General features: G+C 63.9%; 26 protein-coding genes, 1 tRNA gene, 1 other RNA gene and 1 pseudogene. 14 read left to right on the top strand and 15 right to left on the bottom strand.

All coding sequences use genetic code 11. The features are described from left to right. From E4J89_RS15170 to mptB, 8 genes are all read right to left on the bottom strand, one after another. Window positions 1–462: an adenylyltransferase/cytidyltransferase family protein gene (locus E4J89_RS15170; protein ID WP_136786986.1), complete on the bottom strand. Its 462-nt coding sequence runs from the start codon at window positions 460–462 to the stop codon at window positions 1–3. An 86-nt stretch (window positions 463–548) separates the two neighbouring features. Further along, on the bottom strand, window positions 549–1,478 hold the full coding sequence (locus E4J89_RS15165; protein ID WP_240691918.1) for a glycosyltransferase: 930 nt from the start codon (window positions 1,476–1,478) through the stop codon (window positions 549–551). Beyond that, entirely contained in the window at window positions 1,475–2,299 is an 825-nt protein-coding gene (locus E4J89_RS15160) for a CDP-alcohol phosphatidyltransferase family protein (RefSeq protein WP_136786985.1), read from the bottom strand. Before E4J89_RS15160 ends, E4J89_RS15165 begins: the two co-directional genes overlap by 4 nt. Beyond that, complete coding sequence (locus E4J89_RS15155) at window positions 2,296–3,369, bottom strand: glycosyltransferase family 2 protein (protein WP_136786984.1); 1,074 nt, start codon at window positions 3,367–3,369, stop codon at window positions 2,296–2,298. Before E4J89_RS15155 ends, E4J89_RS15160 begins: the two co-directional genes overlap by 4 nt. Further along, window positions 3,369–4,160 (bottom strand): ABC transporter ATP-binding protein, encoded by a 792-nt coding sequence (locus tag E4J89_RS15150; protein WP_136786983.1) that lies wholly within the window; start codon window positions 4,158–4,160, stop codon window positions 3,369–3,371. Before E4J89_RS15150 ends, E4J89_RS15155 begins: the two co-directional genes overlap by 1 nt. Next, window positions 4,144–4,992, bottom strand: a complete 849-nt coding sequence (locus E4J89_RS15145; protein ID WP_136786982.1) for an ABC transporter permease — start codon at window positions 4,990–4,992, stop codon at window positions 4,144–4,146. The genes E4J89_RS15150 and E4J89_RS15145 overlap by 17 nt, the downstream gene beginning before the upstream one ends. A gap of 85 nt (window positions 4,993–5,077) precedes the next feature. Then, window positions 5,078–5,509, bottom strand: a complete 432-nt coding sequence (locus tag E4J89_RS15140; RefSeq protein WP_136786981.1) for a DUF3224 domain-containing protein — start codon at window positions 5,507–5,509, stop codon at window positions 5,078–5,080. Between the two features lie 45 nt (window positions 5,510–5,554). Next, on the bottom strand, window positions 5,555–7,087 hold the full coding sequence (gene mptB, locus E4J89_RS15135; RefSeq protein ID WP_169304027.1) for a polyprenol phosphomannose-dependent alpha 1,6 mannosyltransferase MptB: 1,533 nt from the start codon (window positions 7,085–7,087) through the stop codon (window positions 5,555–5,557). A 210-nt stretch (window positions 7,088–7,297) separates the two neighbouring features. Here mptB and orn point away from each other — a divergent pair, with 210 nt between their 5' ends. The 3 genes from orn to def all read left to right on the top strand — a co-directional run bounded on the left by orn (window position 7,298) and on the right by def (window position 8,851). Continuing rightward, the gene (gene orn / locus E4J89_RS15130; protein WP_136786980.1) at window positions 7,298–7,912 is read left to right on the top strand and encodes an oligoribonuclease; all 615 of its coding nucleotides are present in this window, start codon (window positions 7,298–7,300) and stop codon (window positions 7,910–7,912) included. Between the two features lie 151 nt (window positions 7,913–8,063). Beyond that, window positions 8,064–8,136: transfer RNA gene (locus E4J89_RS15125), tRNA-His, on the top strand. Between the two features lie 142 nt (window positions 8,137–8,278). Then, window positions 8,279–8,851, top strand: a complete 573-nt coding sequence (gene def, locus E4J89_RS15120; protein ID WP_136786979.1) for a peptide deformylase — start codon at window positions 8,279–8,281, stop codon at window positions 8,849–8,851. 68 nt (window positions 8,852–8,919) lie between these two features. On the opposite strand, the gene E4J89_RS15115 is transcribed toward def, so the two are convergent. From E4J89_RS15115 to rnpB, 4 genes are all read right to left on the bottom strand, one after another. Continuing rightward, complete coding sequence (locus E4J89_RS15115; protein ID WP_136786978.1) at window positions 8,920–9,120, bottom strand: hypothetical protein; 201 nt, start codon at window positions 9,118–9,120, stop codon at window positions 8,920–8,922. Between the two features lie 98 nt (window positions 9,121–9,218). Then, window positions 9,219–10,679 (bottom strand): glyceraldehyde-3-phosphate dehydrogenase, encoded by a 1,461-nt coding sequence (locus E4J89_RS15110; protein WP_136787017.1) that lies wholly within the window; start codon window positions 10,677–10,679, stop codon window positions 9,219–9,221. 256 nt (window positions 10,680–10,935) lie between these two features. Then, window positions 10,936–11,970, bottom strand: a complete 1,035-nt coding sequence (locus E4J89_RS15105) for an acyltransferase family protein (RefSeq protein ID WP_136786977.1) — start codon at window positions 11,968–11,970, stop codon at window positions 10,936–10,938. Between the two features lie 329 nt (window positions 11,971–12,299). Next, window positions 12,300–12,692, bottom strand: an RNA gene (gene rnpB, locus E4J89_RS15100) — RNase P RNA component class A. 129 nt (window positions 12,693–12,821) lie between these two features. Between rnpB and E4J89_RS15095 the strand changes: the two genes are divergently transcribed. From E4J89_RS15095 to E4J89_RS15080, 4 genes are all read left to right on the top strand, one after another. Beyond that, complete coding sequence (locus E4J89_RS15095) at window positions 12,822–13,586, top strand: peroxide stress protein YaaA (RefSeq protein WP_136786976.1); 765 nt, start codon at window positions 12,822–12,824, stop codon at window positions 13,584–13,586. A 226-nt stretch (window positions 13,587–13,812) separates the two neighbouring features. Next, on the top strand, window positions 13,813–15,615 hold the full coding sequence (locus tag E4J89_RS15090) for a hypothetical protein (protein ID WP_136786975.1): 1,803 nt from the start codon (window positions 13,813–13,815) through the stop codon (window positions 15,613–15,615). Between the two features lie 75 nt (window positions 15,616–15,690). Continuing rightward, the gene (locus E4J89_RS15085) at window positions 15,691–17,457 is read left to right on the top strand and encodes an accessory Sec system protein Asp2 (RefSeq protein WP_136786974.1); all 1,767 of its coding nucleotides are present in this window, start codon (window positions 15,691–15,693) and stop codon (window positions 17,455–17,457) included. Between the two features lie 130 nt (window positions 17,458–17,587). Then, window positions 17,588–18,571: a hypothetical protein gene (locus E4J89_RS15080; RefSeq protein WP_136786973.1), complete on the top strand. Its 984-nt coding sequence runs from the start codon at window positions 17,588–17,590 to the stop codon at window positions 18,569–18,571. A gap of 39 nt (window positions 18,572–18,610) precedes the next feature. Here the strand turns inward: E4J89_RS15080 and E4J89_RS19775 are convergent. After that, a pseudogene (locus E4J89_RS19775) lies at window positions 18,611–18,850 on the bottom strand (type II secretion system protein F); the annotation flags it as partial. A 52-nt stretch (window positions 18,851–18,902) separates the two neighbouring features. Between E4J89_RS19775 and E4J89_RS15070 the strand changes: the two are divergent. Both E4J89_RS15070 and E4J89_RS15065 read left to right on the top strand, forming a co-directional pair. Beyond that, complete coding sequence (locus E4J89_RS15070) at window positions 18,903–19,133, top strand: hypothetical protein (protein ID WP_136786972.1); 231 nt, start codon at window positions 18,903–18,905, stop codon at window positions 19,131–19,133. Next, entirely contained in the window at window positions 19,126–19,338 is a 213-nt protein-coding gene (locus E4J89_RS15065) for a hypothetical protein (RefSeq protein WP_136786971.1), read from the top strand. The genes E4J89_RS15070 and E4J89_RS15065 overlap by 8 nt, the downstream gene beginning before the upstream one ends. 92 nt (window positions 19,339–19,430) lie before the next feature. Here the strand turns inward: E4J89_RS15065 and E4J89_RS15060 are convergent, their stop codons facing one another. Both E4J89_RS15060 and E4J89_RS15055 read right to left on the bottom strand, forming a co-directional pair. Next, on the bottom strand, window positions 19,431–20,171 hold the full coding sequence (locus E4J89_RS15060) for a C4-type zinc ribbon domain-containing protein (protein ID WP_136786970.1): 741 nt from the start codon (window positions 20,169–20,171) through the stop codon (window positions 19,431–19,433). A 75-nt stretch (window positions 20,172–20,246) separates the two neighbouring features. Further along, entirely contained in the window at window positions 20,247–21,275 is a 1,029-nt protein-coding gene (locus E4J89_RS15055) for a Nif3-like dinuclear metal center hexameric protein (RefSeq protein WP_240691917.1), read from the bottom strand. 101 nt (window positions 21,276–21,376) lie between these two features. Here E4J89_RS15055 and msrA point away from each other — a divergent pair, with 101 nt between their 5' ends. From msrA to E4J89_RS15030, 5 genes are all read left to right on the top strand, one after another. Beyond that, window positions 21,377–21,901 carry a peptide-methionine (S)-S-oxide reductase MsrA gene (msrA, locus tag E4J89_RS15050; RefSeq protein ID WP_136786969.1) on the top strand — a complete coding sequence of 175 codons (525 nt, stop codon included), beginning with the start codon at window positions 21,377–21,379 and terminating at the stop codon, window positions 21,899–21,901. Window positions 21,902–21,991: 90 nt separating this feature from the next. After that, window positions 21,992–22,927, top strand: a complete 936-nt coding sequence (gene cysK / locus E4J89_RS15045) for a cysteine synthase A (RefSeq protein ID WP_136786968.1) — start codon at window positions 21,992–21,994, stop codon at window positions 22,925–22,927. 80 nt (window positions 22,928–23,007) lie between these two features. Continuing rightward, complete coding sequence (gene epsC, locus E4J89_RS15040) at window positions 23,008–23,595, top strand: serine O-acetyltransferase EpsC (RefSeq protein WP_136786967.1); 588 nt, start codon at window positions 23,008–23,010, stop codon at window positions 23,593–23,595. 47 nt (window positions 23,596–23,642) lie between these two features. Then, entirely contained in the window at window positions 23,643–24,629 is a 987-nt protein-coding gene (locus E4J89_RS15035) for a diaminopimelate dehydrogenase (RefSeq protein WP_136786966.1), read from the top strand. Window positions 24,630–24,778: 149 nt separating this feature from the next. After that, on the top strand, window positions 24,779–25,693 hold the full coding sequence (locus E4J89_RS15030) for a hypothetical protein (protein ID WP_136786965.1): 915 nt from the start codon (window positions 24,779–24,781) through the stop codon (window positions 25,691–25,693). Window positions 25,694–25,951 lie beyond the last annotated feature (258 nt).

The following is a 25,951-nucleotide window of genomic DNA, read 5'->3' as shown; positions in this document are numbered from 1 at the left end:
CTAGCTGAGCTCTTTGACGATCTGGCTGATGCTGTCCAGCGTCCGCTTCAGCTCCTCGACGTGACGCTCGTCGAAGGCACTCAGGACTCGCTTCATCTCGGTGGTCGAGATGCCGCTGGTCCGCGGCAGATAGACGACCTCAACCTTGTCTTCCAGGTCGTCGAACTTGCCCTTCCAGTCCTCACCGATGCCAAAAACATCGACGCTGTATTTCTCGATGTCCTCGCGCTTCTGTGCCCAGTTACTCTCAGGTATTGCCATGTCCACGCAGCTAAGTGCACGGACAATCTCAATCCGCTGCTCGAACGGGACCACCGGTTTCTTGCCCTTGATGGCGTTGAACTCATCGGTGGACACACCAACGATCAGTCGGTCCCCCAGTTCACTGAGCCTCTTGAGAATGTTCAAGTGACCGATATGGAACAAGTCAAATGTTCCATATGTAAGAACCGTTTTCCCCACCAGCGTTACCCCGCCTCTTCCATTAGCCTCAGTTTTGTCTGCATGCCATCTTAGGGCAGGAGTCACTACCCACGGTGCCGGTGTGGCTAGATCACCGGCCAGCGGCCCGAAGCACCCATCCGGATGATGGTAGACCACTTAAGCTTTCGCCTGTTCTCCCCTGGCCCCCACGGGTCCTGCTGCCAGCCGGCTCGCCAACCGGCGAACCACGGTTTGAGCTGGCCCAATTCTTTCCGGGATCGCAGGACCTGGACGAGCGTCCAGGACCCGACGTACGCCCAACTGAAGGGCCAACGCAGGTTGCGCCGGGCCAGCCAGACCCTATTGCGGGCGTTGAGTCGGAAAAATTCCTCGTGCCGGCGGGGATCAATCACCGGGTGTCCTGCGCGCAAATCCCCGGCGTACCAGGTGCGGAATCCGGTGTCCCAGACCCGCCAGGCGAATTCAATTCCTTCGTGGGCGTACCAGAAGGTAGAGGGCCAGCCGCCGGTGCGATCAAACACGTCGCGGCGCATGGCGATGGCCATCTCGACGACGGAAAACACGTTGCTGGACGCGTGGGCGCTACCCTTCCGCAGCCGCGGGATCCACCGCTGCGGCGCGTCAGGGTCCGCCGGATCTTCGATCCGGGGCTGGATCATGCCGATGTCTGTCCGGTCCCGGAACAGTTGTGCGCATGAGAGAAGGAAGTCCTCATCCGGCAGCCACGCATCGTCGTCGAGGAAGAAGAGGAAGTCCCCCGAGACGTGCGGAACGCCGGCATTGCGACCTGCCGGGATCCCCAGGTTCTCCTCTAGGTGCAGGGTCTTGAAGGCTGGGGGCAGCCCTTCGGGCATCCAACCGTTACCGACCACGACCACGTCAAGGCTGACGCCACGCTGGGATTGAAGTGAGGCAAAGCCGCGCTGCAGATCATCCGGCCGCGTGCCTTGGGTCAAGATGACAACACCGAAGGTTGGCGCCACAGTGGAGTCTCGGGGCGCTGTTGAACGTTTCTCCGGCACTGTAGCGCTCACTTCTTCAGCCTCGGTGACGCCATAATAGCCACGAAGTGGCCGATGTTGACCAGCAGCACGGCTGGCACCATCACGTAAAGCAGCCAGCGCTCCCCCAACACCGGAACGCCTGCAACCAACGAAACCACTGAGGCTGCCAAGATCATCAGGCTCATTTCCACCGAATGCAGCACCCGGTGGAAGGGCAGGAACCGGGCCAACCGGCGTAACCGTCCGACCAGAGTCGCTGACGGAACTGCCTTCGCCGCGGCGGTGTCCGGCAGCTTATCCAGACCGGCCAGCGCCCGGGAAGCGTGGACCATCTCGTTCTGCGCCTTGTTCAGCACGATCAGGAACGCCAGCACTGCGCCAAGGAAGAGAAGGAAATACGCCTGTCCCGGATCACTGCCAAGCAGGCCAAGGTCCCCAAGGCAACGCAGTCCCAGCGCGAGGGGTATCAATCCTTCGGTGGTGTAATGGCCGATCTTGTCCAGGAAGATGCCCTTCGGGCTCTGAGTGCCACGCCAGCGCGCCACTTCCCCATCACTGCAGTCGAAGTACAACTGAAGCTGCGAGAAGAACACCGCCAGCAGCGGACCCCAGATGCCTGGGATGAGCAGGCAGGCCGAGATCGCCCAGCCGGACAGGATCATCAGCCCGGTGACGCCGTTGGCGCTGATGGGGGTACGCACCAGCGCGCTGGTTAGGTAGATAGAGATGTGCCGCAGGTACAGCTCGGCGGTCCAGTGCTCGGCATTCTTTCGGCTGCGCACCTCCGGCGGCTGGGCGACGGCGCGCAACTGCTCAAGCGTGGGATGAGCCGGGCGGGTGGTGCCGGTCACGACTTCCTCCGGCTGGTGTCGACAGTGCCAGCGGCGCCGAAGAGCCGGCCGCGAAGGTAGCCCAAGCCCCAGCTGACATGGATGCCAGGCAGCACCGCCAGCAAGCGAAGGCGTTCCGGCTTGCCTAGTTGGCCCGACATGGTGGCGGACGCGTAGGCGATACCCGCAGCGTAGAGGGCGGGAAGCAAGCCGGCGGCAGCCGTCGGGTACTTCAACCAGGCAGGAGAGTGACGGGTGGCACCCGTGGCCGCGAGCACAGCGCCTGAAGCGCCGGCCGCCAAGCCCGCCACCAACAGCGGGGGCATGAAGTGCCGTAGGGACTTTCCTTCCCGATGCCGTCGGGCAAGTTCTGCACGCCAGATCCCGGCCGCATAGAACTGCCGGACGAGCTTGCCGAAGTTGGCCCGCGGCCAATAAGTGACCTTCAGCTCTGGGTCGAACCAGACGTCGAAGCCGGCCTGCCGCAGCCGCAGGCACATGTCCCAGTCCTGTCCGCGCCACAGGGTCTCCTCAAAAAGTCCCACTTCGTCGAAGACTTCGCGTCTGAAGACCCCCAGATAGGCGGACTCGGCTGGGCCCTCGGGCGCACCGCTATGGTAGGCGGCACCCCCTAGTCCCAGCGGGGACACGTACGCGGCGGCCACCGCCCGCTGGAATGCGGTTTTCCCTTGGGCATCCATGAGCCCGCCGACATCTGCTGCACCGGTGCGGCGGAGGGTTTCCACGGCTCGGGAGGTGTAGTGCGGTTCCAGTTCAGTGTGCGCATCCACCCGGACAATGACTGGGTTCTTGGAGGCTTGAAGAGCAAGGTTGAGGCCGGCCGGCGTCCGGCCGGTAGGGCTGGCGACGCTGCGCAGCCGCGGCTCCTGAGCCTGGAGATCGGCAACGATCCGGTTGGTGCCATCCGTTGAAGGGCCGAGCGCGAGTACCACTTCTTTGGGCCCGTCGTATTCCTGTCCCAGGATGCTCTGGACGGCGTCCTGGATATGCGCAGCCTCGTTGAGGACCGGCATGATGTAGGAAACGCCAGGACGCTCCTCCAACGGAGGCAAGGCGGATGCAGAAGCCACTATTTCCTGGACTCCCGGTAGGCGGCCACGACTTCCTTGGGATCGCCGTCCATCTCCAGGACGCCCTTGTTGATCCAGATGACCCGGCTGCAGGTGTCCAGAATGGATTTCATGGAATGTGAGACCAGAAACACGGTGCCGGCGTTCTCGCGGATCTCGCGGATCCGCGCTTCGCTGCGTTCACGGAAACGCTGATCCCCCACAGCGAGGGCTTCGTCGACGATCAGGATCTCGTGCTGCTTCGAGGCTGCAATAGCGAACTTCAAGCGAGCCTGCATGCCCGACGAGTAGGTGCGCATGGGCAGGTCAATGAAGTCTTCGAGCTCCGCGAACTCCACGATATCGTCGCGGAGTTTGCTGATCTCCTGCTTGGAATACCCCAGAGCCAAACCGCCCAACTGGATGTTCTTTTCTCCCGAAAGGTCAGGGATCAAGGCCGCCCCCACGCCCAAAAGATTGGGTCTAGACGACGCATAAACGGCGCCCTGCGCAGGCGGAGTGAGGCCCACCAGGGTACGCATCAGGGTGGATTTGCCGGAACCGTTGGCGCCGATGACGCCGATGGACTCATTCTCATAGGCCGTGAACGAGACGCCCCTGAGCGCATGGACCGTACGCACCCTGCCAGCGCCCCGCTGCAGGAGTGAGCGTCCAGTCTCTTTGACCTTCTTGCCACCCGCGTGAACGTAGTACTTCACGTGGAGGTCGTCTACAACAACCACGGGTTTTCGCCTGTCGGCTGCCGCCTCTGTGCCGATCAACTCTTCCCCTGTCTTAGTCGACTCGGCCATACCGCTCCTCCGCTACCCAAAAGAACAAGACACCGGCTACAAAGACCGCCACGGACCAAATGGAAAAGTAGAGCCAGTACATCGGATCGTAGTCCGTCCCCGGCATCAGGATTCCTCGGGCAATTGAGAGGATTTCATGCAGCGGATGGAAGTCGAAAAGTGTGACCGCCCACGGGTGTGATCTTAGGATGCGGTCGATCGCAAACAGGACGCCCGACGTGTAAAACAAGATCCGCGTGACGAGTGGGAGCAATTGGGTCAAGTCTCTAACATGGACAGTCATTCTGGCGGTAATGAGCGCTACGCCCAGGTTGAAGACGGTGAAGATCGCCACCAACGGAATGATCAGCAGCCATTCGGCACTGATCGGCGCGCCCAAGATCAGGATGTAGATAAACATCACTGCGAGCATTGGCACAAGTGTCATCAACTGCTGGATCACCGTCGACACGGGCAATGTGATGCGAGGGAAGGCCAGCGACTGCACCAAGGCGCCGTTTCCGGTGATGGACTTGGCGCCGTTATTCATCGAGTTGGCAAAGAACTCGAAGAGAAAAACACCGATCACCACGTACATCGGGAAGTTTTCCGGACGGTTAGCGCCTTGCAGGATGCCGAAGATCGCCCCGTACATCAGCGCATTCAACGTGGGCTTGATGAAGATCCAGAGCATGCCGAGCCGGTTGCGCTGGTTGGACGCCTCGATCTTCCCCCGCGCCATGGCGACGGCAAAGTCGCGACGGGCCCATGCTTCCGATAAGTATCGGAACAGCGAGGGCCGGGCGCCGACTCGGTGGAGGCGGTTCTCGCTCGCATATTCGGCAAGGCTCATGCCAGGTAGTTTCCCTTACTCACGCTTGGATGGCAGCGTCGCCATCCCAGAGGGACCGGCGGTGCACCTACCGAGTTTAGTTGATTCAACTCCGAACTGCGGACTCGTCCTCGCGGAAGAACACCCGCAGTTCAAGGCTGTGCTGCCCTGCTGCGTCTTGGACATAGATGGCTTTCCCCACAATTCCTTCAAGGGCGCCCGTGCCGGAACCAGGAATGATGTGGCCGTCGCTTGCCGCGGCTTCGCCCTCGGCAAGGCCCCAGTGTTGGATCACCATGGTGCCTTCACGGCCGTCCACAGATCCGGTGAAGACCTCGGACGCTACGTAGCCGGCGCCGGTCGCGTTCCCGGCCATGAGCAACTCGGCGCGGCTGGTTCCTGTGATTAACCCGTCAAAAACCTTGGTCACGAGGACGCGACTGAGATCCGAGTTGGTTCCTTCGACTTCGTACGGCTCGGGAACCCAGTCGGTGACGTCAAAGTCTGCGGCGATGATGTGTTCGGCGTCGTTGGTCATGGGGCCTACGGTCTCCTAAGTAGGTGCCGGACGCAGATCAGGGCCTCAGAAGAGGCGCTGGTCGTCTGCATCGGCGTATTTCTTGCGGAAGAGTTTGCGGGTTTTCGGGTCCACGAACACCAGGTACAGGGCGAAGGCGACCGCCACGATGCAGGCTAGGAGCCGGGCCATGTCCAGGTTGAACTCGATGTACGGGAAGATATCCAGCTGGTCCGTGATCGCGTAAATCATGAGGAACGAGGTCACCGCATAGACGGTGCGGACCTGCCAGTCATTCCGGATCCCGGTGGCGGCGAAGAGCGGTAGCAGCCAGACGATGTACCACGGCTGAATCATCGGGCCCAGCAGCACCACTGCGGCCAGTGCCAGCGCCAGCCGCCGGACAATCCGGTCGTAGCCGCCTCGGAACATGGTGTAGAGCACTATGAGCACCGCCACCACTTTTCCGGCCGTGTAAACCGCCGACTGCACCGCAGCGCCGTCGAACCCCAGTCCCCCGGCCACCAGCCCCAGCAAGATGCCCAGCAGTCCAACCGGTGCGTACCAGATCATCAGACCGGCGCCCTGCTGGCTGAGTGCTCCGATCCAGCCGAAGCCAAGTCCGTTGATCGCACCGAGCACTGCGAGCAGCCCGAAGGATAGGGCCGCGGTCATGGTCCAATAGCCGAACTTCCGCGGCCAACTGGCACCCTTGCCCGCCCACAACAGCCCGACAAACGGCAGGAAGATCAGCGTGATCGGCTTGATGCCTATGGAGAGTGTCACCAGCAGGATGCCCAGTAGCGCCCGGCGGGTGGCTGCGTAGTACAGACCTGCCAGGGCGAGTCCGAGCATCAACGCATCGTTGTGAATGCTGGCAATAAACGTGGTCAGGAACAGCGGGTTAGCACAGGCCAGCCAGAGCGCGCGGTTTGGATTGATCCCGTGCAGCTCCGCGAGTTTCGGGCCGTAGTAGACGCACATGGCGGCGCCTAAAATCGCGAGGATCCGGAACATCACGATGGAGTATTCCGGGTGCCCGCCGCTGAGCCAGACGATGAACTCTTCCATCCAAAGGAATATGGGGCCGTAGGGCGTTGGGCTCCGCGCCCAGAGATCGTCGGCGCCGGTCTGCAGGTAATTCTGCAGCTGGTCATACCCGTCCACGTACGGATTCAGGTTGTTGACCATGACTTTGCCCTGCGCAATATAGGCGTACACATCGCGGCTGAACAGCGGGATGCTCAGCGCCAATGGCGCTCCCCAAGCGACGATCGCCGTCAACGTGGCGCGGCGCGCCTCGGCACCCCAAACCGTGAATTGTTGGCCCAGACGCAGCCACGCGCGAACCAAAATCATGCCGCCCAAAGCGAGCAGGATCACCGAGAGAATGACCCCTACCAGTTCCACACGGAGGAAGATCAGCAACGGCCAGCGGCGTAGTTCGGACACCGAGGCGAGCCAGCCAACGCCCAGAGAACCGAAGAACATCATGAACGAACCAACAGTGCCCTCGACGATGCTCAGGCTGGACCGCTCCCTAACGTCGCTTCTGCCCCCGGGTACAGAGGGCTCAGCCGTAGGTCTTTGCGCGGTCATCGTCTCGGCGGTCCAATCACTCCGGGGTCGGTACACCTGGTCCGGTGCGGTCATCGTCTCGGCGGTGGTCCGCACGCCTCAGAACGGTCAGGCGGACACAGCATCAGCAGGCGGCGGCTGATGCTGCTTTCTGCATGTTAGCACCGGGCATCGGCCCGCCCCCTGAGAACGGACCCGCGGGGCAAGACCAGGACGCGATACATTTGACAGGTGCCAATCTCTAACGAACACATTGTCTGGATCGACTGCGAAATGACCGGGCTGGACCTCGAGGCGGATGCGCTGATCGAGGTTGCCGTCCTGGTCACCGACTCGGAACTCACCATCCTGGGTGAGGGAGTCGATGTTGTCATCAAGCCCAGCGCCGAGGCCTTGGCCCAGATGAATGACTTCGTCCGAACCATGCACACCACATCCAAGCTGCTGGACGAACTCCCGCACGGCATGACCATGGCTGAAGCCGAAGACAAAGTGATGGACTACATCACGAAGTGGGTCCCGGAACCGCGCAAGGCACAGCTTGCGGGCAACTCCGTGGGCACGGACCGGACGTTTTTGGCCCGGGATATGCCGCGCGTCGTCGACCATTTGCATTACCGCATCATCGACGTCTCCACCATCAAGGAGCTGTCCCGCCGCTGGTTCACCCGCGCCTATTTCCAGTCCCCTGCCAAGAGCGGCGGCCACCGTGCCTTGGGAGACATCAAGGACTCCATCAACGAACTTCGGTACTACCGCGAAGCAGTCTTCGTCCCCTCCCCCGGCCCGGATTCCGCTACTGCCAAGAAGATCGCAGCCGGCATCAATGCCACTCCGACGTCCTAGATTGTTAGGTACGCCACTTTCCCGCCGGGAATGGTCTAAAGTGGCAAAAGCCAGATGAAAAGCATGTAAACTGGTCTGCGTTGCCTTACTGGTTGGAGACCGGCAGGAACCGCTTGAGCGGGGCCCGTCGGGAGGAACAAGAGGGCACATGGTGGGTATAGCTCAGCTGGCAGAGCGCCTGGTTGTGGTCCAGGAGGTCGCGGGTTCAATCCCCGTTACTCACCCCGAAGGTCCGGCAGCAGCCGGCAAGCAGAGCCGTCCCGCACGTCGGGACGGCTCTTCGCATATGTAGCGGTATCGTTCCATAGCCTCGGTTGACGTGGCGGTGGCAACACCCACTGAAGCCATCCTCAACGAAGGAGAAGAATGACTGTCCGCCCAGTCACCGTCACCGGAGAACCGGTGCTGCACCGCCGTGCCGTAGAGGTGGAGGCGTTCGACGACGAACTCCGGGCCTTGATAGCGGACATGTTCGAGACAATGGACGAAGCAAACGGAGTCGGCCTTGCTGCTCCCCAAGTAGGCGTTGGCCTGCGCATCTTCACCTATGAGTTTGCCAACGACGACGATGTCCCGCCCCGCGGAGTGCTGGTCAACCCGACGCTGGTTCTGGGCAAGGTCTCCGGCGCGGAGCCGGACCCTGACGAAGAAACCGAAGGCTGCTTGTCCGTGCCCGGTCACAGCTACCCGCTGAAACGGGCAGAGTGGGCCCGAGTCCGCGGTTTTGATGCGGACGGCACCCCGGTGGACTTCGAGGCAACGGGTTGGTTCGCCCGCGTGATGCAGCACGAATACGACCATCTGGACGGCAAGCTGTACATTGACCGGCTCAACGACCGGTGGAGCAAACGCGCCCGCAAAAACATCAGGAAAGAAGGCTGGGGCATCCCCGGCAACACCTGGCTGCCGGGCGTCGACCCGGACCCGTTCGGCCACTGACCCTGAACTGCCAGCCGGCCTGCTACCAGCGCCACGGCACCGCCAATGAGCGGTAGCAGCCGGGACCGCTAACTGTCAGTGAGACCGGACTTGTGGTCCTTCTCGCAGCGGCGCAAGTCCTCCAAAGTAATGTCGCGCAGTCGTTTGAGCTCATCAACGCGCTTCTCCGGCACGCTGCCGCGGGCATACGCATCCTCCGCCGCGTGCAGCAGCCGCTCGGCTTCCTTGTGGTTGGCTTGCGCCTGTTCCCATCGCGTCATCTCTACCATGCCGCAATTGTAGGAACGCCGTCCGGCTAAAGCCATAGCAAGGGCCGGCGGCAATCATGCCGCCGGCCTTCGCCGTCGTTATTGCTGGATGCGTCCGGTCAGACGGTTTCCGCCACCGGCTCCATCACGGCCGGGAAGATCTTCGGGTTGACCCCGGCGATCTCTTCCAGCACGCGGACCACCTGACAGCTGTAGCCGAACTCGTTGTCGTACCAGACGTAGAGCACGGCGTTCTTGCCGTTGGCGATGGTCGCCAGACCGTCCACCACGCCGGCGCGGCGCGAGCCGACAAAGTCGGTGGAGACAATTTCCGGCGAGTTGACGTAGTCGATCTGCTTGCGCAGGTCCGAGTTCAGCGACATGCCGCGCAGGTACTCGTTCAGGCCTTCCTTGGTGGCGTCCTGCTCCAGGTTCAGGTTCAAGATGGCCATCGACACGTCCGGGGTGGGGACGCGGATGGCGTTGCCGGTCAGCTTGCCCTCAAGCTCCGGCAGGGCCTTGGCCACCGCCTTGGCGGCGCCAGTCTCGGTCAGCACCATGTTCAGCGCTGCCGAGCGGCCGCGGCGGGTGCCCTTGTGGAAGTTGTCGATCAGGTTCTGGTCGTTGGTGTAGGAGTGGACCGTCTCGACGTGGCCGTGAGCGATGCCGTACTTGTCGTTGAGGGCCTTGAGCACCGGCGTAATGGCGTTGGTGGTGCAGGACGCGGCGGAGACGATCTTGTCGTCATCCGTGATGTCCGTGTGGTTCACGCCGTGCACGATGTTCTTCAAGCCGCCCTTGCCCGGTGCGGTCAGCACCACACGCGAGACGCCCGGGCACTGCAGGTGCTGGGACAGGCCTGCTTCATCGCGCCACTTGCCGGTGTTGTCCACCACGATGGCGTCCTCGATGCCGTACTGGGTGTAGTCCACCGAGGCCGGGTCGTTGGAGTAGATGAACTGGATCAACGTGCCATTGGCCTGGATGGTGTTATTCTCTTCGTCCACGGAGATCGTTCCCTCGAACGGGCCGTGCACCGAGTCGCGACGCAGCAGGCTGGCGCGCTTGATCAGGTCGTCGTCGCTGCCCTTGCGGACCACCACGGCGCGCAGGCGCAGTCCGTGGCCGCCGCCGGCGTGGCCCACCAGAATGCGGGCCAACAGCCGGCCAATGCGACCGAAGCCGTAGAGCACCACATCCGTGCTGGTGCGCTCGTCCGCGCCGTGCTTGCCGACGATATCTGCCAGTTCAGCACGGACGAAGTCCTTCAGGTCCGTGCCGGCAGCCTCGCTCTTGAACTTCACCAGCAAGCGGGCCAAGTCGACCGACCCGGCGCCGAGTTCCAGCTCGCTCAGCGCCTGGACCACCGGGAAGGTTTCTTCCAGCGGCAGTTCGGCGTCGTCAATCTGGCGGGCGAAGCGGTGCGCCTTGAGGATGCCCACCACGGACTGGTTGATCAGGCTGCGCCCGTGGATGGAGGTGACCACGTTGTTTTCCCGGTACAACCGGCCAATCATCGGGATCATCGCTTCGGCAAGGGCCTGACGATTGCTCCACGCGTCCAGGGCCGACTCTGACATCTGGTTCACAGAATTACCTTCCTACATCAGCCGGGTTCTCCCTCGAGCCCGGTTGTCACCGCCGTGGATTTTCACGACGACGCCGCTTTCGCCAGACAGCCTGGTTCCAGCGGCACGCCACCGCCAACTGCCGGCGGGAAGCTTAGAGATCTGCGTTGTCTGGCCGCTGGTTACCCAAGCGACGCCAGTCACGCCTACCTGCTTACCATTCTAGGGACAGCTGGAAGCATCGGCGTACGCCTGCAGGTGAACTGCCTCACGTTTGTCGGGCGTCGACCCGTTCGCCGCTCGACTTTGCAACGGCTGCCGAGTAGCTCGTGACAACATAGCTCGACGCACGGCGGATGGTGTTCTCAAAGACCGGCAGGGCCAGAAGCAGCGTGGTAACTGCAGCCAGCACTAGGCCAAGCGCGAGCACGCCTGCGCTCCCCCAGATGTCTTGGATAGCAGGCAGCGCCTCCGCCACGGCAAGGACAACGAAACCGTGCAGGACGTAGATCGCCAGGCTGTGCTGGCCGAGTCTGGCAAGGAGCCCAGGCCGGTTGGGTGCCGTGCAGAGCAGCGCACCTATAGCGACTGCGGCGAGGATGAGCAGCGCCGCTCTGGTGCCTAGGCCCAAAACGTCCGGAGTATCAAGCCGGTCAAAACTGAAGGATCCATACAGCCACTGGTGCGGAATGTCCCAACTGCAGACAAGCAGCCAGCCACCGAGCGCCGCCGCAACGGCGACAGCTTTCCACACCCAGCTCGCCTCCCCCAACACACGGACAATGCGCTTCCCGTGGGTGGCGCCCACCACGAAAAACGGTAGGAAAACCAAAGCACGGGAGAGGGACAACGAATAGCCGACCGAGTCCAAAGCACCGACGACCAAGGCGACGACGATGGACAGTGCAATGGCCGCCTTAGGAAACCGTGTGATGATCGGCAGCAGCAAGAGCCACCACATCATCCCGAGCAGAAACCAGAGGATCCAGAACGGTCTCTCAATGGAGAAGTCCCGGTCGATGCCCAGAACACTCACGAAAATGTAGTAAAGCGCTTGGAACGCCGCCAGAATCACGGCGAAAGTCCCGATGCGCTGGCCAAGCCGGCTGGTCTTGGCGGTTACTCCGGCCAGGAACACGAAGGCCGGCATATGGAACATGTAGATGCCTGTTAGCGCCAGCCGAGTACCGTCCGCTTTCCAAGACCCGATTTCCTCGAGGAAGTGGCCAAGGACCACCGCGAAGATCAGAAGTCCCTTGGCGGTATCAAGTCGAAGGTTTCGCTGTGACGCCGGAGAAGTCATCCCCTCACATTACAAGACCATAACGGGCAGGCAGGGGCATCAGGACTTCCGCAGAGCAAGGCTGCTTAACCAGACGAAAAGCGTCGCGCTCCTCCGCCGGACCGTCAGAGTCGCCATCGCTTCAACGCATACCTCATCGTCGCTAGCCAACATTGGGGATACCTGACGCAGCGAAGGACTGCGAAACTGTGCATTATCGAACGCAGCCATTGCCCCCACACAGGGGTTGCGTTTGGCAGTTGAAGCGGCCCCGTCGGCCCCCTGACCTGACGGGGCCTCTTCCAGCCACATCTGCGGCTCCATTCCACCCACTGGTGGCGAGAATATATGGGACGGGTTGGCCTATGAGCCGGGTTCTGTCACCTGCGGCAGTTGCCCGCCGCCGGGTGGCGATCATCCATCTAGGAGCACCGTTGCCGGTGCCCTCAAGCGGCCTACCCGGACACTCGGGCGAGCAGCCCTCAATCGTGCCCTGTCTGGCCTTGCTCCGGGTGGGGTTTACCTAGCCGCCCCGGTCGCCCGGCGCGCTGGTGGTCTCTTACACCGCCGTTTCACCCTTACCAGGTGCTGCACAAGGCAGCCCTGGCGGTCTGTTTTCTGTGGCACTAGCCTGCGGGTTTCCCCGAGTGGGCGTTACCCACCACCCTGCCCTGCGGAGCCCGGACTTTCCTCGGCGGACGCATCTTCGCAGACCCGTCCGACGCGATCGCCCAGCCAACCCGTCCCGCCTTCAGGATACGGCCTGCTCCCCCACCGCCCGTAATCTGACCCCTAGCGGCGGTTTCAGAGCATGACGACGGCGGTGCTCCCCCTTTTCGTGCGGCGGCGCCGTCCGACGGTAGGCTGCTACGGTGCTGATTCTGCTTCCGCCTTCCGAAGGAAAGACCGCTGCCGCCAAGGGACATCCCTTCGATCTGCAGGAACTCCAGTTCTCGGAACTGAACCCGGCGCGTGAGGAAGTACTGACGGCGCTCGCCCACATCAGCAACAGTCCGGACGCTCTGGCGCAGCTGGGCGTCGGCGCATCGTTGGCTGCGGAGGTGGAGCGCAACACCCGGCTGCGCGACGAGCCGTCCGCCCCGGCACACACCGTCTACTCCGGCGTGCTATACGACGCCCTGGGCTACCGCACCATGACGGCGACGCAGAAACGCAAGGCGGACGCCGCCGTCGTCGTCATCTCAGCGCTCTGGGGTGCCATCGGCTTTGCGGACAGCATCCCGGCCTACCGGCTGTCCATGTCCGTGGGGCTCCCGGAGACCGGGAAGCTGGCCTCCTACTGGAAGAAGCGGCTCAACGAGACCTTGGATGCCCACGCCGAGGGGCACCTGCTGGTCGATTGCCGATCCAGCACCTATTCCGCGGCCTGGACACCGGAGCCGGCCCGCACCGTGGTGGTCAACGTGTTCCAGGAGCGGAACGGCAAGCGCACGGTCGTCTCCCACTTTGCCAAGCACACCCGCGGCGAACTGGCCCGGCATTTGTTGACCCGCCGCGGCAAGGCTCCTGAGACGCCGGCTGCGCTGTTGAAGGCGGCGCAGGAAGTCTGGCATGCCGAACTGGTGGACGGCACCGCACGCAAAGCGCACGCGCTGAACATAGTTCTAGGCGAGTAGATCTCCACGCGGGCCTGGCGGCCCTTGGTCGATCACCGGGAGCCGGGGCTTGGCGGACCTGGTCGATCACCGGGTAGCTTGCCAAGCGGCCCCCTTGGTCGACCTTGATCGGACACCGCGTTTGTGTCCGGTGCGATTGCTGCATTGAGTTTGCCTGCCGTTCACCAAGGCCACGTAGCTTCGGTGCGTCCGGTTACTTGAGCATTGATGGAGGCGTTGGGGGCGCATGTCCGAACGAGAGTTGGATTTTGTCCATGGCGGCGTGCTGGTGCAGTACAAGCGGCGTGCGGCGAAGCTGGACCGACGGCACCTGATCGTGATGTTTGCGGGCGTCGGACGTTTGGACAGCTACGAGTTCGATGGCAGGGCTTCCAGCGACAGCCAGGCGCACTGGATCTGGATCAAGGACAAGTTCGACGGGCAGCATGCGTACTATCTGTGCCGGAACATGGACTTTTCCATTGAGCAGGCCGTGCTCGCGTTGATCGATGCCGAGCTGGAGCGGCTGGGGCTGAGCCGGAATGAATGTACCCTGGCGGGCTTCTCCAAGGGCGGCTTCTCTGCGCTGTATCTAGGCATTAAGTACGGCTTCGGCAATATCCTGGCCAGCGCCCCGCAGGTCTACGTCGGCACGCATACCCGCGGGAACCGGCCCAAGATTTTCGCCCATCTGACCGGTGGCGGCGGGCAGGCCGAGTTGCAGGAGCTGGACCGGCTGCTGCCCGACGCCGTGGCAGCGGATACCCAGACGGAGAAGAACATCTACCTGATCAGTTCCCCGCGGGACCAGTTCCACTCGGCGCAGATAGTGCCCGCGCTGGCGATGTTCGCGAAGTACCCGAACTTCAATTACATCGAGACCGATTCGGATCTGGTCAACGAACACACGGATGTGACCCGCTACAACGTGCCGTTGATCCTGGCCACGCTCTACGCACTGGCGGAGAACGTTGCGCCGCGCTACGGCACGGTGCGCAACGGCAAACCGACCGCGCCGCAGCTGGGCAACGAGGTGCTGGCCCGGCAGCGGGAGGCCGGCGCCGCCGTCGCCAATCTCACCGGCGTGAGGCTGGCTGGTTCTGTGTTATTCCCGGAGGGCGTGGGGTTCCTGCGCGGGTACCCCACCGAACAGTGGGCGGACGTAGCCAGCTCGCTGGTGCTGGCCGGCGATGGCCGACACGAGTTCGTGCTGGGCGGGAACGAGGACGCAGGCATCTCCTTCCGATACTTCCAGGAGGCATACTGCAATTACCGGCTGGCTAGGTTTTCCTCACGGAAGCACCAGGGCATCGATTTGGCCGGGCTGCCTGCCGGGACGTACGAGCTGCGGCTGAAGCTGGCGGCCGCGGGCCGGGAGGCCGAGCTGCCGCTGACCTCGGGAACACCGCTGAGCACCGAATCCCAGCTGGACGGGCGGCTCTACCGCCTCCGCTCCCGAACCGGCGGCGCCATGCTGGATGTCCGGCCCGTCCTCGGCACCGCACCGCAGGAAGCCTACTTCCGGCTGCGCACCAGTTGGGCACGCGGCCAGCGCGTGCACCTGGACGGCGACTTCGCCGTCCGCGGCATGGAAATCCCCGACAGCAAAGCCGCCCGCTACTACCTGGTGCTGCACAGACCAGCAGGCACCCACGCCTTCACCCTGGCCGCCGGAGGCTTCCGCGGAGACCCCAACGTCTTCGGCGACGCACTCAGCGACTACTCCGGCGCACACTTCGGCACCCGCAAAGGCACCGGCGTCGACATCTCCCAGCTCCCGCCGGGCACCTACCACGCCTCCATCAGCCTCAGCAGCGCCGGCGGACTCTACACCCTCCCCACCGGCAAAACCGTGCAGATCCGTACGACAGTCCCAGGCCGCACAGACGGCGATGCCACCGCGGGCACCACCGCCACGATGCACGACGCCGCGGCCGGACCTGCATCATTCCGGCCAAGTTACCTGCAGCGCGGCATCGTCCGCCTGACCCCCTCGGCGCTTCGGCGGAGGATCAAGCGCCGCATCAAACGGCGGCTGGCCCGGCGGTAACTGGGGCCAACCCTGCCACCGCTTGGTTGGCAGGTGTTTCCCGGGCGTTCATTCGGGCGCAGTAGCTTCGCAGGCATGCCCCAACGCGAACAGGACTTTCTGCACGACGGCGTCCTGGTGGAATACAAGACGCGCGAAGCCAAGCAGGACCGGCGCCACTTGATCGTCATGTTCACCGGGCTTCGCCCGCGGGACACCTACGATTTCGACGGTCAGTCCACTCAGGAGAACCAGGCCAACTGGCTGTGGATCAAGGACAAGTTCGGACCCCAGCCTGCCTATACGCTTTGCCGGGACATGGACTTTGCCATCGAGGATGCAGTGATTGCGCTGATCGACGCGGAGCTGCAGCGGCTGGGCCTGAGCCGGAACGAATGCACGCTGGCGGGAATTTCCAAGGGCGGCTTCCCCGCCCTGTACTACGGGATCAAGTACAACTTCGGCAACATCATCGCCTGCGCCCCGCAGGTTTACGTCGGCACGCACACCCGGCGGAACCGCCCCAAGACCTTTGCGCACATGACCGGCGACGGCGGGGACCGGGAGCAAGAGGTGCTTGACGCACTGATTCCGGAGGCCGTGGCCGCAGACCAGGGCACGGGCAAGAACATCTACCTCTTCAGTTCGCTGCAGGACCAGTCCCATGCCGCGCAGGCCGGCCGGGCGCTGCCGCTGTTCGCCAAGTATCCGAACTTCAACTACATCGAGACAGACTCGGACCTGGTCTGGGACCATGCCGGCGAAATCCGCTACAACCTGCCGCTGATGCTCTCCATCATGGCGGCGGTGGCCGACAATACCCCGCCGCGATTCGGCCGAGTGCGCAACGGCAACCGGATGCCGTCCCAACTGCGCAGCGACGTGCTCGCGCGGCAGCGAGAGGACGGCGCCGCCGTCGCAAACCTCACCGGTGTGCGGCTGGCCGGTGCGGTGCTGTTCCCGGAAGGCGTGGGTTTCCTGCGCGGAAACGAGATCAAAAGCCGCTCCTCCCAGGCCGCCGCGCTGGTCCTGTCCGGCCATGCGCTCCGGCAGGAGCACGAACTGGTCGGGGCCGGTGATCCGGCGATTCCTTTCAGGTACTACGAGGAAGCAGCCTGCGACTACAAACTGGCGAAGTTCACCTCCCCGGACAAGCGCGGCATTGATTTGGCCGGGTTGCCTGCCGGGACGTACGAGCTGCGGCTGAAGCTGACGGCCGGAGGCCGGGACGCCGAGCTACCACTGACCTCGGGCACGCCATTGAGCACCGAATCCCAGCTGGGCGGGCGGCTGTACCGCCTCCGCTCCCGGCTTTCCGGAGCGGTGCTGGATGTGCGACCCGTCCTCGGCACCGCGCCACAGGAGGCCTACTTCCGGCTGCGCACCAGTTGGGCCCGCGGCCCGCGCGTGCACCTCGACGGCGACTTCGCCGTCCGCGGCGTGGAAATCCCCGACAGCAAAGCCGCCCGCTACTATTTGGTGCTGCACGGACCCGCCGGCACCCACGCCTTCACCCTGGCCGCCGGAGGCTTCCGCGGAGACCCCAACGTCTTCGGCGAGGCCCTCAGCGACTACTCCGGAGCGCACTTCGGCACCCGCAAAGGCACCGGCGTCGACATATCCAACCTGGCGCCGGGCACCTACCACGCCTCCATCAGCCTCAGCAGCGCCGGCGGACTCTACACCCTCCCCACCGGCAAAACCGTGCAAATCCGAACCACCGACGCTGCCGGGATAAGCGCCACGATGCGTGATACTGCTCCCTTGCGGCGCCGAGGCTTAAGGTCGGTACCGCCGAGGGACCTGCCACGGAAGATCCGACGCAAGATCAAACGGCGACTGTCTCGGCTGGTGGTGCGCTGACCAGCACCTTCCACGCCTTTATCCGAATGGTCCCCAAGGCCTATATTGGCCATGCGCTCGACGGCACCATTCATCGTTGAACGGGCATTGCCACTGCTGACGTCACCGTAGGGGAGGCACAGTGTCCTCGATGCAGCATCCCATCCGGCGCCGGGCCGTACTCGGCATGATGCTGGCCGCGGTCCCCTGCGCTGCAGCCGCCGACATCGCGGGCCACCCGCCGGTACCCGCCGTGGCCCGACTGGCCCACCCGTCCCGCCCCGGTGGGCACACGATGGCGTGTTGGGGCTCCTCGACTGCTGAGGGAATGTCCCCGGAATTAGCACAGCTAGCCTCTGCCTACGGGATGACGTACTTCAACGGGGGCGCCGGCGGCCAGACAGCGGAGCAGATCCTCGCCCGGATCGGGGCCCGGCCAGCGCGCGTTGCCGCCAGTGTCATCCCGGCCTCTGGCGCCGCCGTCCTTTCCTCACCGTCAATGAGCGCAATGGATGCTGCATCGTTCAGCGCTGCGGGCGACCTGGCGGGCATCCCGGGGAAGCTATCCAAGGCCCACGGCGCACAACCGGGCTACCGCTTCCACCGGCGCCGGCCCGGCACGAGCGTGCGGATGCCTGACGGAACCCCGTTCCTCCCCACTGAGGGCGGTGACTTCCGTGCCGGCATCAGCCACCTGAGCATTGGCAAAAACAATCTCACCGGCAAACACCATGCAGCGAGCGATCCGGACACCATCGTCGAGTGGACCCACGCAGCTGACACGTGGCTCACGGCCGCCGGCGGACACGTGCTGGTCTGGGGACATTTCGTCAATACCGGGACGCACGCATCGGCACCGGTGCGACGGCGCATCTACCGTGTCAACGCTGCCCTGAGCATTCGGTACGGTCCGCGGTACTTGGATCTGGACCGCTTGCTGACGCACCGAGGGATCTGGGAGATGGCCGGCATCCGGCCAACGGCGTCGGACCTGAGGGAACAGGCTAAAGGCAACAAGCCGCCCAGTCTCTCCAGCAACGGCGCGCACCTGAATGCACTGGGGTACGCGGTCCTGCGCCGCGTCATCGAGAGCAAACTCGAAAACCTGGGCTGGCTCCCGCACCCACAAAGATAGTCAATAGACGCCGCCTCTGCGCCAGACCAGGCCCGAAGAAGCCGACTCCATCAGATTCCGTTTCGCCATATCGCGCCCGACCTGCGCCTGTGCCCTCAGAACGTCCGCCAGCGGCGTTTAGCGCTCCGCAGCCACCGTGATCCCATCGACGGAGGGCCTCAACGCAGGCAAACGAGTCCGGTGTGAAAACTCCTGCTACGCCGTCAGCACCGGTATACCCGAGCACGTCTACGCTAGGACCACCGCAAATTCCTGGGCCAGTTCGCCACGTGCGCTGCGGCCGGCGATAGCTCCATCCGGGGGCTTGAAGCCGGCATGCGAGGATGAGTCCATGTCCGGTGAATCGATGCCGCAGGGGTTGTCCCTCACATGGAAGTTCCTGTCCCCACCTACGGCGGCCAACGTTGCCAAGGCACTGCGACAAGTCGCGCGGCACCCGCTGCCGAGCGACTTGTCTGCATCCACCCTGGTCGTGATGCCGCAGCCCGATGCGACAGGCACCGGGTTCCGCATCGACCTTTTCATCCCGCTGGGGTCCGATGAGGAGACTGGAGATGCCTGAGCCAATCATCAGGAAAACCATCACCTATGGGCTCAGCCTGCCCGTACGGGAAGACCGGGGGAACTTCTGCGTCTTCATGGAACATCTCGCCAGAAACCTGGATAGAGACGCCGAGAAGATTGTCTCCGGTCTGGTGGTCGCCGAACAATACGACGTGGACGACGGAGAATTCCCGTGGACGGCGACAGTGGTCCTCGAACCGTGAGTTGGCTGTAAGGCCGGTGCTCTCGCAATCTCGTAACCGGTTGCCCGCACGACAACCCGCACGTCAAGGAGCGCCCTGTTGTGGCGCCGGCGTTAGCTGGCCCACTCCTCCGAGCGGATGAGGATGCAGCCGGAGTCGGGGCAGAAGACGATGTCGTCCGGGGCTGCCTTGCGGATGTCGGCCAGATCGCCGGCGCTGAGCTGCATGCCCGAACCTTCAGACTTACCGTGGAACAGGCGGGCCGCGCCGATGCCGCGGTGGGCCAACGTCTTTTCGTAGACGGCCAGCAGGGCTGGTTCGAAGCTGGCAGCCAGTTCCTTGCGGTCCGCGGACACGGTGCCGCGTTCGTTCTCGATCCCGCCGAGCTCATCGTCGCGGGTACGTTCCAGGCCGGACAACTCCTCGCGCAGCTGGTCGTTGGCCTGCTGGTGCTCGTTCTGGCGGGTCCGGAGTCCCTCCAGCCGCTCCATGACTTCCAGCTCAACGTCTTCGAGGTCGCTGCGGCGCTTGTTCAGCGAGACCAGCTCATGCTGCAACGCGGTGAGGTCCTTGGGTGTGCCCGATCCGCTGTCCAGCCGCTTCTGGTCGCGGTCGATCCGCGACTCGACGGTCTCCACGTCCGCCTCGGCGCGCTTCAGCTCGCGCTCGGTGTCCGCGATCTCGGTGTTCAGGGCAACGAGCGACGAGTCGGCGGCGGCCAGCTTCTCCACCAGTGCGTCGATCTCGGCGTTCTTGGCAGTGGCTGCAGCACGGCGGCTCAGCTGAGTGAGCTTGCCGTCGAGTGCCTGCAGGTCAAGCAGTCTCAGTTGCTCGGAAGCCGGTGCCTTCGCCATGTACGTCCTTTCAACACGCTGCGGAACCGTTTGCGGTTCAGCCTCGTCCTAGCCTACCGTCCGGACGCGGCGCTGTTAGCCCGGTGTGAGGACGAAATCCCACGGGTCGGTGTTGGTCACGCTGACCTTGACTTCCACGCGGTAGCCCTGGTCGGTCAAGACGTTGTCGAGCGCCGCCGACGCCGGGGTCAGCCAGAGCCATTCGCTGCCGAAATGCGAGACGTCGATCAGGTACGGCCGGCCTTCCACTGTTCCTTCGCGTGCCTCGGAGGCCGGATGGTGGCGCAGGTCTGCCGTCACATAAACGTCGGCGCGGGATGCCCGGACCTGGTCGAACAGAGAGTCTCCGGCGCCGCCGCAGACGGCCACGCTGCGGATGATTCCGTTGCGGTCGCCGGCCACCTTCACTCCCCCGGCGACGGCCGGCAGGATGCTGAAGACTTGCTCGGCGAACTCGCCCAGGGTCCTGGCTACGGCCAGCTCCCCGACGCGTCCGATGCCTTCTTCCGGCAGCCCGTTGTCGGCCGGTGAGAGCGGCCGCACGTCTTGCAGACCGAGGGCATCGGCCAGCACGTCGGAAACCCCGCCCACGGCGCTGTCCCCGTTGGTGTGCACGGTGACCAAGGCGCAGCCGTTCTCGATCAGCCGGTGCACCGCGTCGCCCTTGAAGCTGGAGGTTGCCACCGAATTGACCGGTTTCAGCAGCAGCGGGTGGTGGGTAACCAGCAGGTCGGCGCCCCACTCAATGGCTTCGGTGATCACGTCGGCCGTGGGATCCACTGCGAACAGGATCTTCTGCACCTCCGCGGTCGGACGTCCGACGACGGGGCCAACGGCATCCCACTGCTCTGCCAGCGATTCGGGCCACAGTTCCTCGATGGCCAGCAGCACGTCGCCGAGGACCGGCGTCTTCGGCTGCTCTTCGACCGGCGCGGTGGCTGCTGCGCCCGCAGTGGTTTCGGTGCCCGCAGGGGCCTGGGCATCGTGGGAGGCTTCTGCTTCCGCAGGGTTTTCGGTGCGGGCCGGGGCTTCGCTTCCCGCTGAAGGTGTGGATCCCGCGGGGGCGTTGGTGTCCCCGGAGCGGAGCTGTTCGTCGTCGACCATAAGTCCTTTTCTACCCCATCCGCCGCGGGCCCGCTCACCCGCCCGGGGCGGATGACTTGCGCCCCGGGAACATTCGAGGGGTCCGTGACATTGTTTAACCCATGAAGACTTTTGTGCTTGGCGGTGGCTGCTTCTGGTGCCTGGACGCGGTCTACAACATGACCCGCGGCGTGACGGAGGTGGTCTCCGGCTATACCGGTGGCGCTGTGCGGAACCCGTCCTATGAGGCGGTCTGCTCCGGAACCACCGGGCACGCGGAGGTTGTCGCGGTCACGTTCGACGAGACGGTGGTTCCCGAAGACGTCATCCTGGGCATGTTCTTCGCGTCGCACGATCCCACCACCTTGAACCGCCAAGGGTACGACGTCGGCACCCAGTACCGTTCGTCGATGTTCTACATCGACGACGAACAGAAGCAGACCTTTGTTTCGGCGATTGAACGCGCGCAGGCCGACTGGCGGGACCCGATCGTGACCGAAGTGGTCCGGCTGCCGGAGTTCTACCCGGCGGAGGAATACCACCAGAACTTCTACGCCAAGTACCCGCACGTTGGCTACTGCCAGGTGATCATCAATCCCAAGCTGGCCAAGGCCCGAAAATATTACGCCGAATGGCTCACCGCATAGCAGGCCGATCAGCGCGCTGACTAGGCTGAAAGAAGTTTTGTTACTCCCATCTTTGTAGCGGCCTCCGGGCCAGAAGGCAGGAACACACACATGGCACCGATTTACGACGACGTCACCCAGGTTGTGGGACGCACCCCGCTGGTGCGCCTGAACCGACTCACCGAAGGCCTGCCGGCCCAGGTGGCCGTGAAGCTGGAGTTCTACAACCCGGCCAACTCGGTGAAGGACCGGATCGGTGTGGCCATCGTCGACGCCGCCGAGAAGGCCGGAGCCCTGAAGCCGGGCGGCACCATCGTGGAGGGCACGTCCGGCAACACCGGCATCGCGCTGGCCATGGTCGGCGCGGCCCGCGGCTACAAGGTCATCCTGACCATGCCGGAGACCATGTCCACCGAACGCCGCGTGATGCTGCGCGCCTTCGGTGCCGAGATCGTGCTGACCCCGGGCTCCGAGGGCATGCGCGGTGCGGTGGAGAAGGCCAAGGAGATCGTGGCCAACACGGAGAACTCCATCTGGGCGCAGCAGTTTGCCAATGAGGCCAACCCGCTGATCCACCGGAACACCACCGGCGAGGAAATCTGGGCCGACACCGACGGCCAGGTGGACATCCTGGTGGCCGGCATCGGCACCGGCGGCACCATCACCGGCGCCGGCGGCCTGCTCAAGGAGCGCAAGCCCGGCGTGCAGATCATCGCCGTCGAGCCGGAAGACTCCCCCATCCTGACCGGCGGCAATCCCGGCCCGCACAAGATCCAGGGCCTGGGCGCCAACTTCATTCCGGAGGTGCTGGACACCAGCGTCTACGACGAAGTGCTGGATGCACCGACGTCGGCTTCGGTCGCCGTCGCCCGCGATCTGGGCATCAAGGAAGGCATCCTCGGCGGCATCTCCTCCGGTGCTGCGGTCTGGGCGGCGCTGGAAGTGGCCAAGCGGCCGGAGAACGCCGGTAAGCTGATCGTGGCCGTGGTGCCCGACTTCGGTGAGCGCTACATTTCCACGCTTCTGTACGACGACATCCGCGGCTAACCAGCTTCCCCGCGCCAGGCGGGCGGCGGCCAAGCCAGTCTTGCCCCGCCCGCGGCGCGATGTCCGATCAGAAAGAGCACATGGGTTTCCTAGCGCGACTGCGTGAAGACCTCGAGGCCGCCCGGTCGCACGACCCGGCGGCCCGGGGCCGCGTCGAGAATTTCCTGGCCTATTCCGGATTGCATGCCATCTGGATCCACCGGCTGACCCACAAAATGTGGGCCAACCCGTCGCTGCGGCTGCCGGCCCGGCTGATCTCCCAGGCCGGCCGATTCCTGACCGGCATCGAGATCCACCCCGGCGCGACGATTGGCCGCCGGTTCTTCATCGACCACGGCATGGGCGTGGTGATCGGCGAAACCGCGGAGATCGGCGAGGACGTGATGATCTACCACGGCGTCACCCTCGGCGGCCGCTCGCTGGCCAAGGTCAAGCGCCACCCCACCATCGGCGACCGCGTGGTCATCGGCGCCGGAGCCAAGGTGCTCGGGCCCGTGGTCATCGGCGCGGACAGCGCCATCGGCGCCAACGCCGTGGTGGTCAAGGACGCCCCGCCGGAATCCATCATCACCGGCATTCCTGCCACCTTCCGGCACCGCGACCCGCAGCGAGAAACCAAGCCTGCCGTTGACCCGGCCGAGTACATCGATCCCGCGATGTGGATCTAACCCTCCGCTGCCTGAAACACCGTTGAACCTGACGATAGGACAGACCCTTGGGTGAATCGATTCGCATCGGCATTGCCGGCTACGGAAACCTCGGCCGCGGCGTGGAGGCCGCGGTTGCCAAGAATCCCGACATGCAACTGGTGGGGGTGTTCACCCGCCGGCATCCCGCAGATCTGGCCACCCTGCGCACCGAGACCGCCGTCTACGCCATGGATGACCTCGCCGGGCATGAAGACCGCATTGACGTGCTGATTCTGTGCGGCGGCTCGAAGGAAGACCTGCCGCAGCAGGGGCCGGTCATGGCGGCCCGCTTCAACACCGTGGACAGCTTCGACACGCACGCCCGCATCCCGGAGTACTTCGAGACCGTTGACGCCCCGGCCCGCGCGGCCCGGAAGACCGCGCTGATTTCGGCCGGCTGGGATCCCGGGATGTTCTCGATCAACCGGGTCTACGGCGAAGCCCTGCTGCCCGACGGCGACACCTACACTTTCTGGGGCCGCGGGCTGAGCCAGGGCCACTCCGACGCGATTCGCCGCGTGCCCGGTGTAGCCGCCGGCGTCCAATACACGTTGCCGTCCGAGGACGCCATCGAGCAGGTCCGCAACGGCAGCCGCCCGCAGCTGGAGACCCGGCAGAAGCACACCCGCGAATGCTATGTGGTGCTGGCCGACGGCGCCGACGCCGCATCCGTCCGCGAGGCGATCGTAACCATGCCGCACTACTTCGACCAGTACGACACCGAAGTCCACTTCATCACCGCCGAAGAACTGGCCCGCGATCACAGCGCCATGCCGCACGGCGGCGTCACCATCCGCAGCGGCAACACCAGCGACGCGCACGCGCAGGTCATCGAATACGGACTCACCCTGGAGAGCAACCCGGAATTCACCGCCAGCGTCCTGGTGGCCTACGCCCGGGCAGTGCACCGGCTGAACCAGCAGGGCCAGTTCGGCGCCGTCACCGTCTTCGACGTCCCGCCGGGCCTGCTCTCCCCCAAATCCGCCGCCCAATTGCGCGCCGAACTGCTGTAGTTCATTCACGGTCTGGCGGCCGTCCGGCATGACCGAGTTCTGCCGATTATGTCCTCACCTCAGCGGCACACGCACCACTGGAGTGATTCGTCATACGATTACCCCGTCAAGCTATTAACCGGGCCAATTGCCCGGGAAAGTTGGGGAAATTGAAACTCGCATCATTTATCCGGGGTATGGCGGTCTCAGCGGCCGCAGCCTCGCTCCTCTTTGGTTCGGTCACGGCTGCCCACGCAGCACCGCTGCCGGCCACAACACCCGTATCTGAAACACCCGTCGATGAAACGGTTCCGACTCCTGCACCCGAGACGAGCCTGGCGATCATGAAGATCGCAAGCCCGGTGGCCCCCGTCAACGGAACGGCAACCGTGAAGCCAGCGGTCTCCACAACCGGCTGGGTCACCGTCACCTCCAAGGTGGTGACGGTCAAGCAGGGCAACAAGACGGTAGTGAAGAACAAGACCAAGGCGAAGCTCAAAGCCGGCACTTACTCGGTGAAGACCACCGTAAAGTACAAGAAATATGCGGTGGAGGACGGCACCCGCGTCTACGCCTCTTCCAAGAGCACCACCAAGACTCAAAAACTGGTCGTTCGCAACGCCGTTGCAGTGAAGTCGATCGCCGGCAAGAAGGTTCCCTACAACGGCAAGGCGACCATCAAGCCGAACGTTTCTGCTGCTGAGGGCGTGAAAGTCGTGGCCAAGACTCTGACGGTCAAGCTGGGCAACAAGACAGTGGCGAAGAACAAGAAGTCGGCTTCGCTGAGAGCCGGCAAGTATCGAGTCACGACATCAGTGAAGTACCGTCTGCCGTCGTCCACCTCCACCCGCACTGCGACGAAGACCCAGTGGCTGACCATCAAGTCCGGCAAGAAGCCCACCAGCGTGGCTGGATACGGGAACAGTTGCCCTAGTGGATACCCAGTGAAGGGCAATCACAGCTCTTCCGGCGAATGGATTTACCACGTTCCCGGCGGCAGCTTTTACAGCCAGACAGACCCGGAAGAGTGCTTCGCAAGCCAGGGCGCAGCCATCAGTGCCGGCTACCGTCCCTCAAAACGCTAACTAAAATTTTTGGCGTAGGACAAGCTTACGGCTGGCCCGGGACAACCGATCAAATTGTCCCGGGCCAGCCTGTATCTCGGGTGACGTCACCGTTCTCCATATGCACCCGGCTCCTGCAATATGACTTCGACGCACTCCCGGCGTAGCGACCGGCCCATGGGCGGTCTGACTGTCCATGAGGGTCCCGCTGCACTGTTGGGAAATGGTTCTTCGACGACCGGGGCTTTGCATTTAAGGCAGTGCTTGGAGCGGACACAG

This window comes from Arthrobacter sp. CAU 1506 (genome assembly GCF_005047635.1).
Classification (GTDB): Bacteria; Actinomycetota; Actinomycetes; order Actinomycetales; family Micrococcaceae; genus Crystallibacter.
Note: the sequence above shows the minus strand (reverse complement) of the source record. Positions and strands in the feature narration are given on the sequence as shown.

Bases quoted from the DNA above. Each gene is read 5' to 3' on its own strand.
- E4J89_RS15150 (WP_136786983.1), bottom strand. From the start codon at position 4,160: ATGGCCGAGTCGACTAAGACAGGGGAAGAGTTGATCGGCACAGAGGCG.
- E4J89_RS15145 (WP_136786982.1), bottom strand. From the start codon at position 4,992: ATGAGCCTTGCCGAATATGCGAGCGAGAACCGCCTCCACCGAGTCGGC.
- E4J89_RS15140 (WP_136786981.1), bottom strand. From the start codon at position 5,509: ATGACCAACGACGCCGAACACATCATCGCCGCAGACTTTGACGTCACC.
- mptB (WP_169304027.1), bottom strand. From the start codon at position 7,087: ATGACCGCGCAAAGACCTACGGCTGAGCCCTCTGTACCCGGGGGCAGA.
- def (WP_136786979.1), top strand. From the start codon at position 8,279: ATGACTGTCCGCCCAGTCACCGTCACCGGAGAACCGGTGCTGCACCGC.
- E4J89_RS15115 (WP_136786978.1), bottom strand. From the start codon at position 9,120: ATGGTAGAGATGACGCGATGGGAACAGGCGCAAGCCAACCACAAGGAA.
- E4J89_RS15110 (WP_136787017.1), bottom strand. From the start codon at position 10,679: ATGTCAGAGTCGGCCCTGGACGCGTGGAGCAATCGTCAGGCCCTTGCC.
- E4J89_RS15105 (WP_136786977.1), bottom strand. From the start codon at position 11,970: ATGACTTCTCCGGCGTCACAGCGAAACCTTCGACTTGATACCGCCAAG.
- E4J89_RS15090 (WP_136786975.1), top strand. From the start codon at position 13,813: ATGTCCGAACGAGAGTTGGATTTTGTCCATGGCGGCGTGCTGGTGCAG.
- E4J89_RS15085 (WP_136786974.1), top strand. From the start codon at position 15,691: ATGCCCCAACGCGAACAGGACTTTCTGCACGACGGCGTCCTGGTGGAA.
- E4J89_RS15080 (WP_136786973.1), top strand. From the start codon at position 17,588: ATGCAGCATCCCATCCGGCGCCGGGCCGTACTCGGCATGATGCTGGCC.
- E4J89_RS15070 (WP_136786972.1), top strand. From the start codon at position 18,903: ATGTCCGGTGAATCGATGCCGCAGGGGTTGTCCCTCACATGGAAGTTC.
- E4J89_RS15065 (WP_136786971.1), top strand. From the start codon at position 19,126: ATGCCTGAGCCAATCATCAGGAAAACCATCACCTATGGGCTCAGCCTG.
- E4J89_RS15060 (WP_136786970.1), bottom strand. From the start codon at position 20,171: ATGGCGAAGGCACCGGCTTCCGAGCAACTGAGACTGCTTGACCTGCAG.
- E4J89_RS15055 (WP_240691917.1), bottom strand. From the start codon at position 21,275: ATGGTCGACGACGAACAGCTCCGCTCCGGGGACACCAACGCCCCCGCG.
- msrA (WP_136786969.1), top strand. From the start codon at position 21,377: ATGAAGACTTTTGTGCTTGGCGGTGGCTGCTTCTGGTGCCTGGACGCG.
- cysK (WP_136786968.1), top strand. From the start codon at position 21,992: ATGGCACCGATTTACGACGACGTCACCCAGGTTGTGGGACGCACCCCG.
- epsC (WP_136786967.1), top strand. From the start codon at position 23,008: ATGGGTTTCCTAGCGCGACTGCGTGAAGACCTCGAGGCCGCCCGGTCG.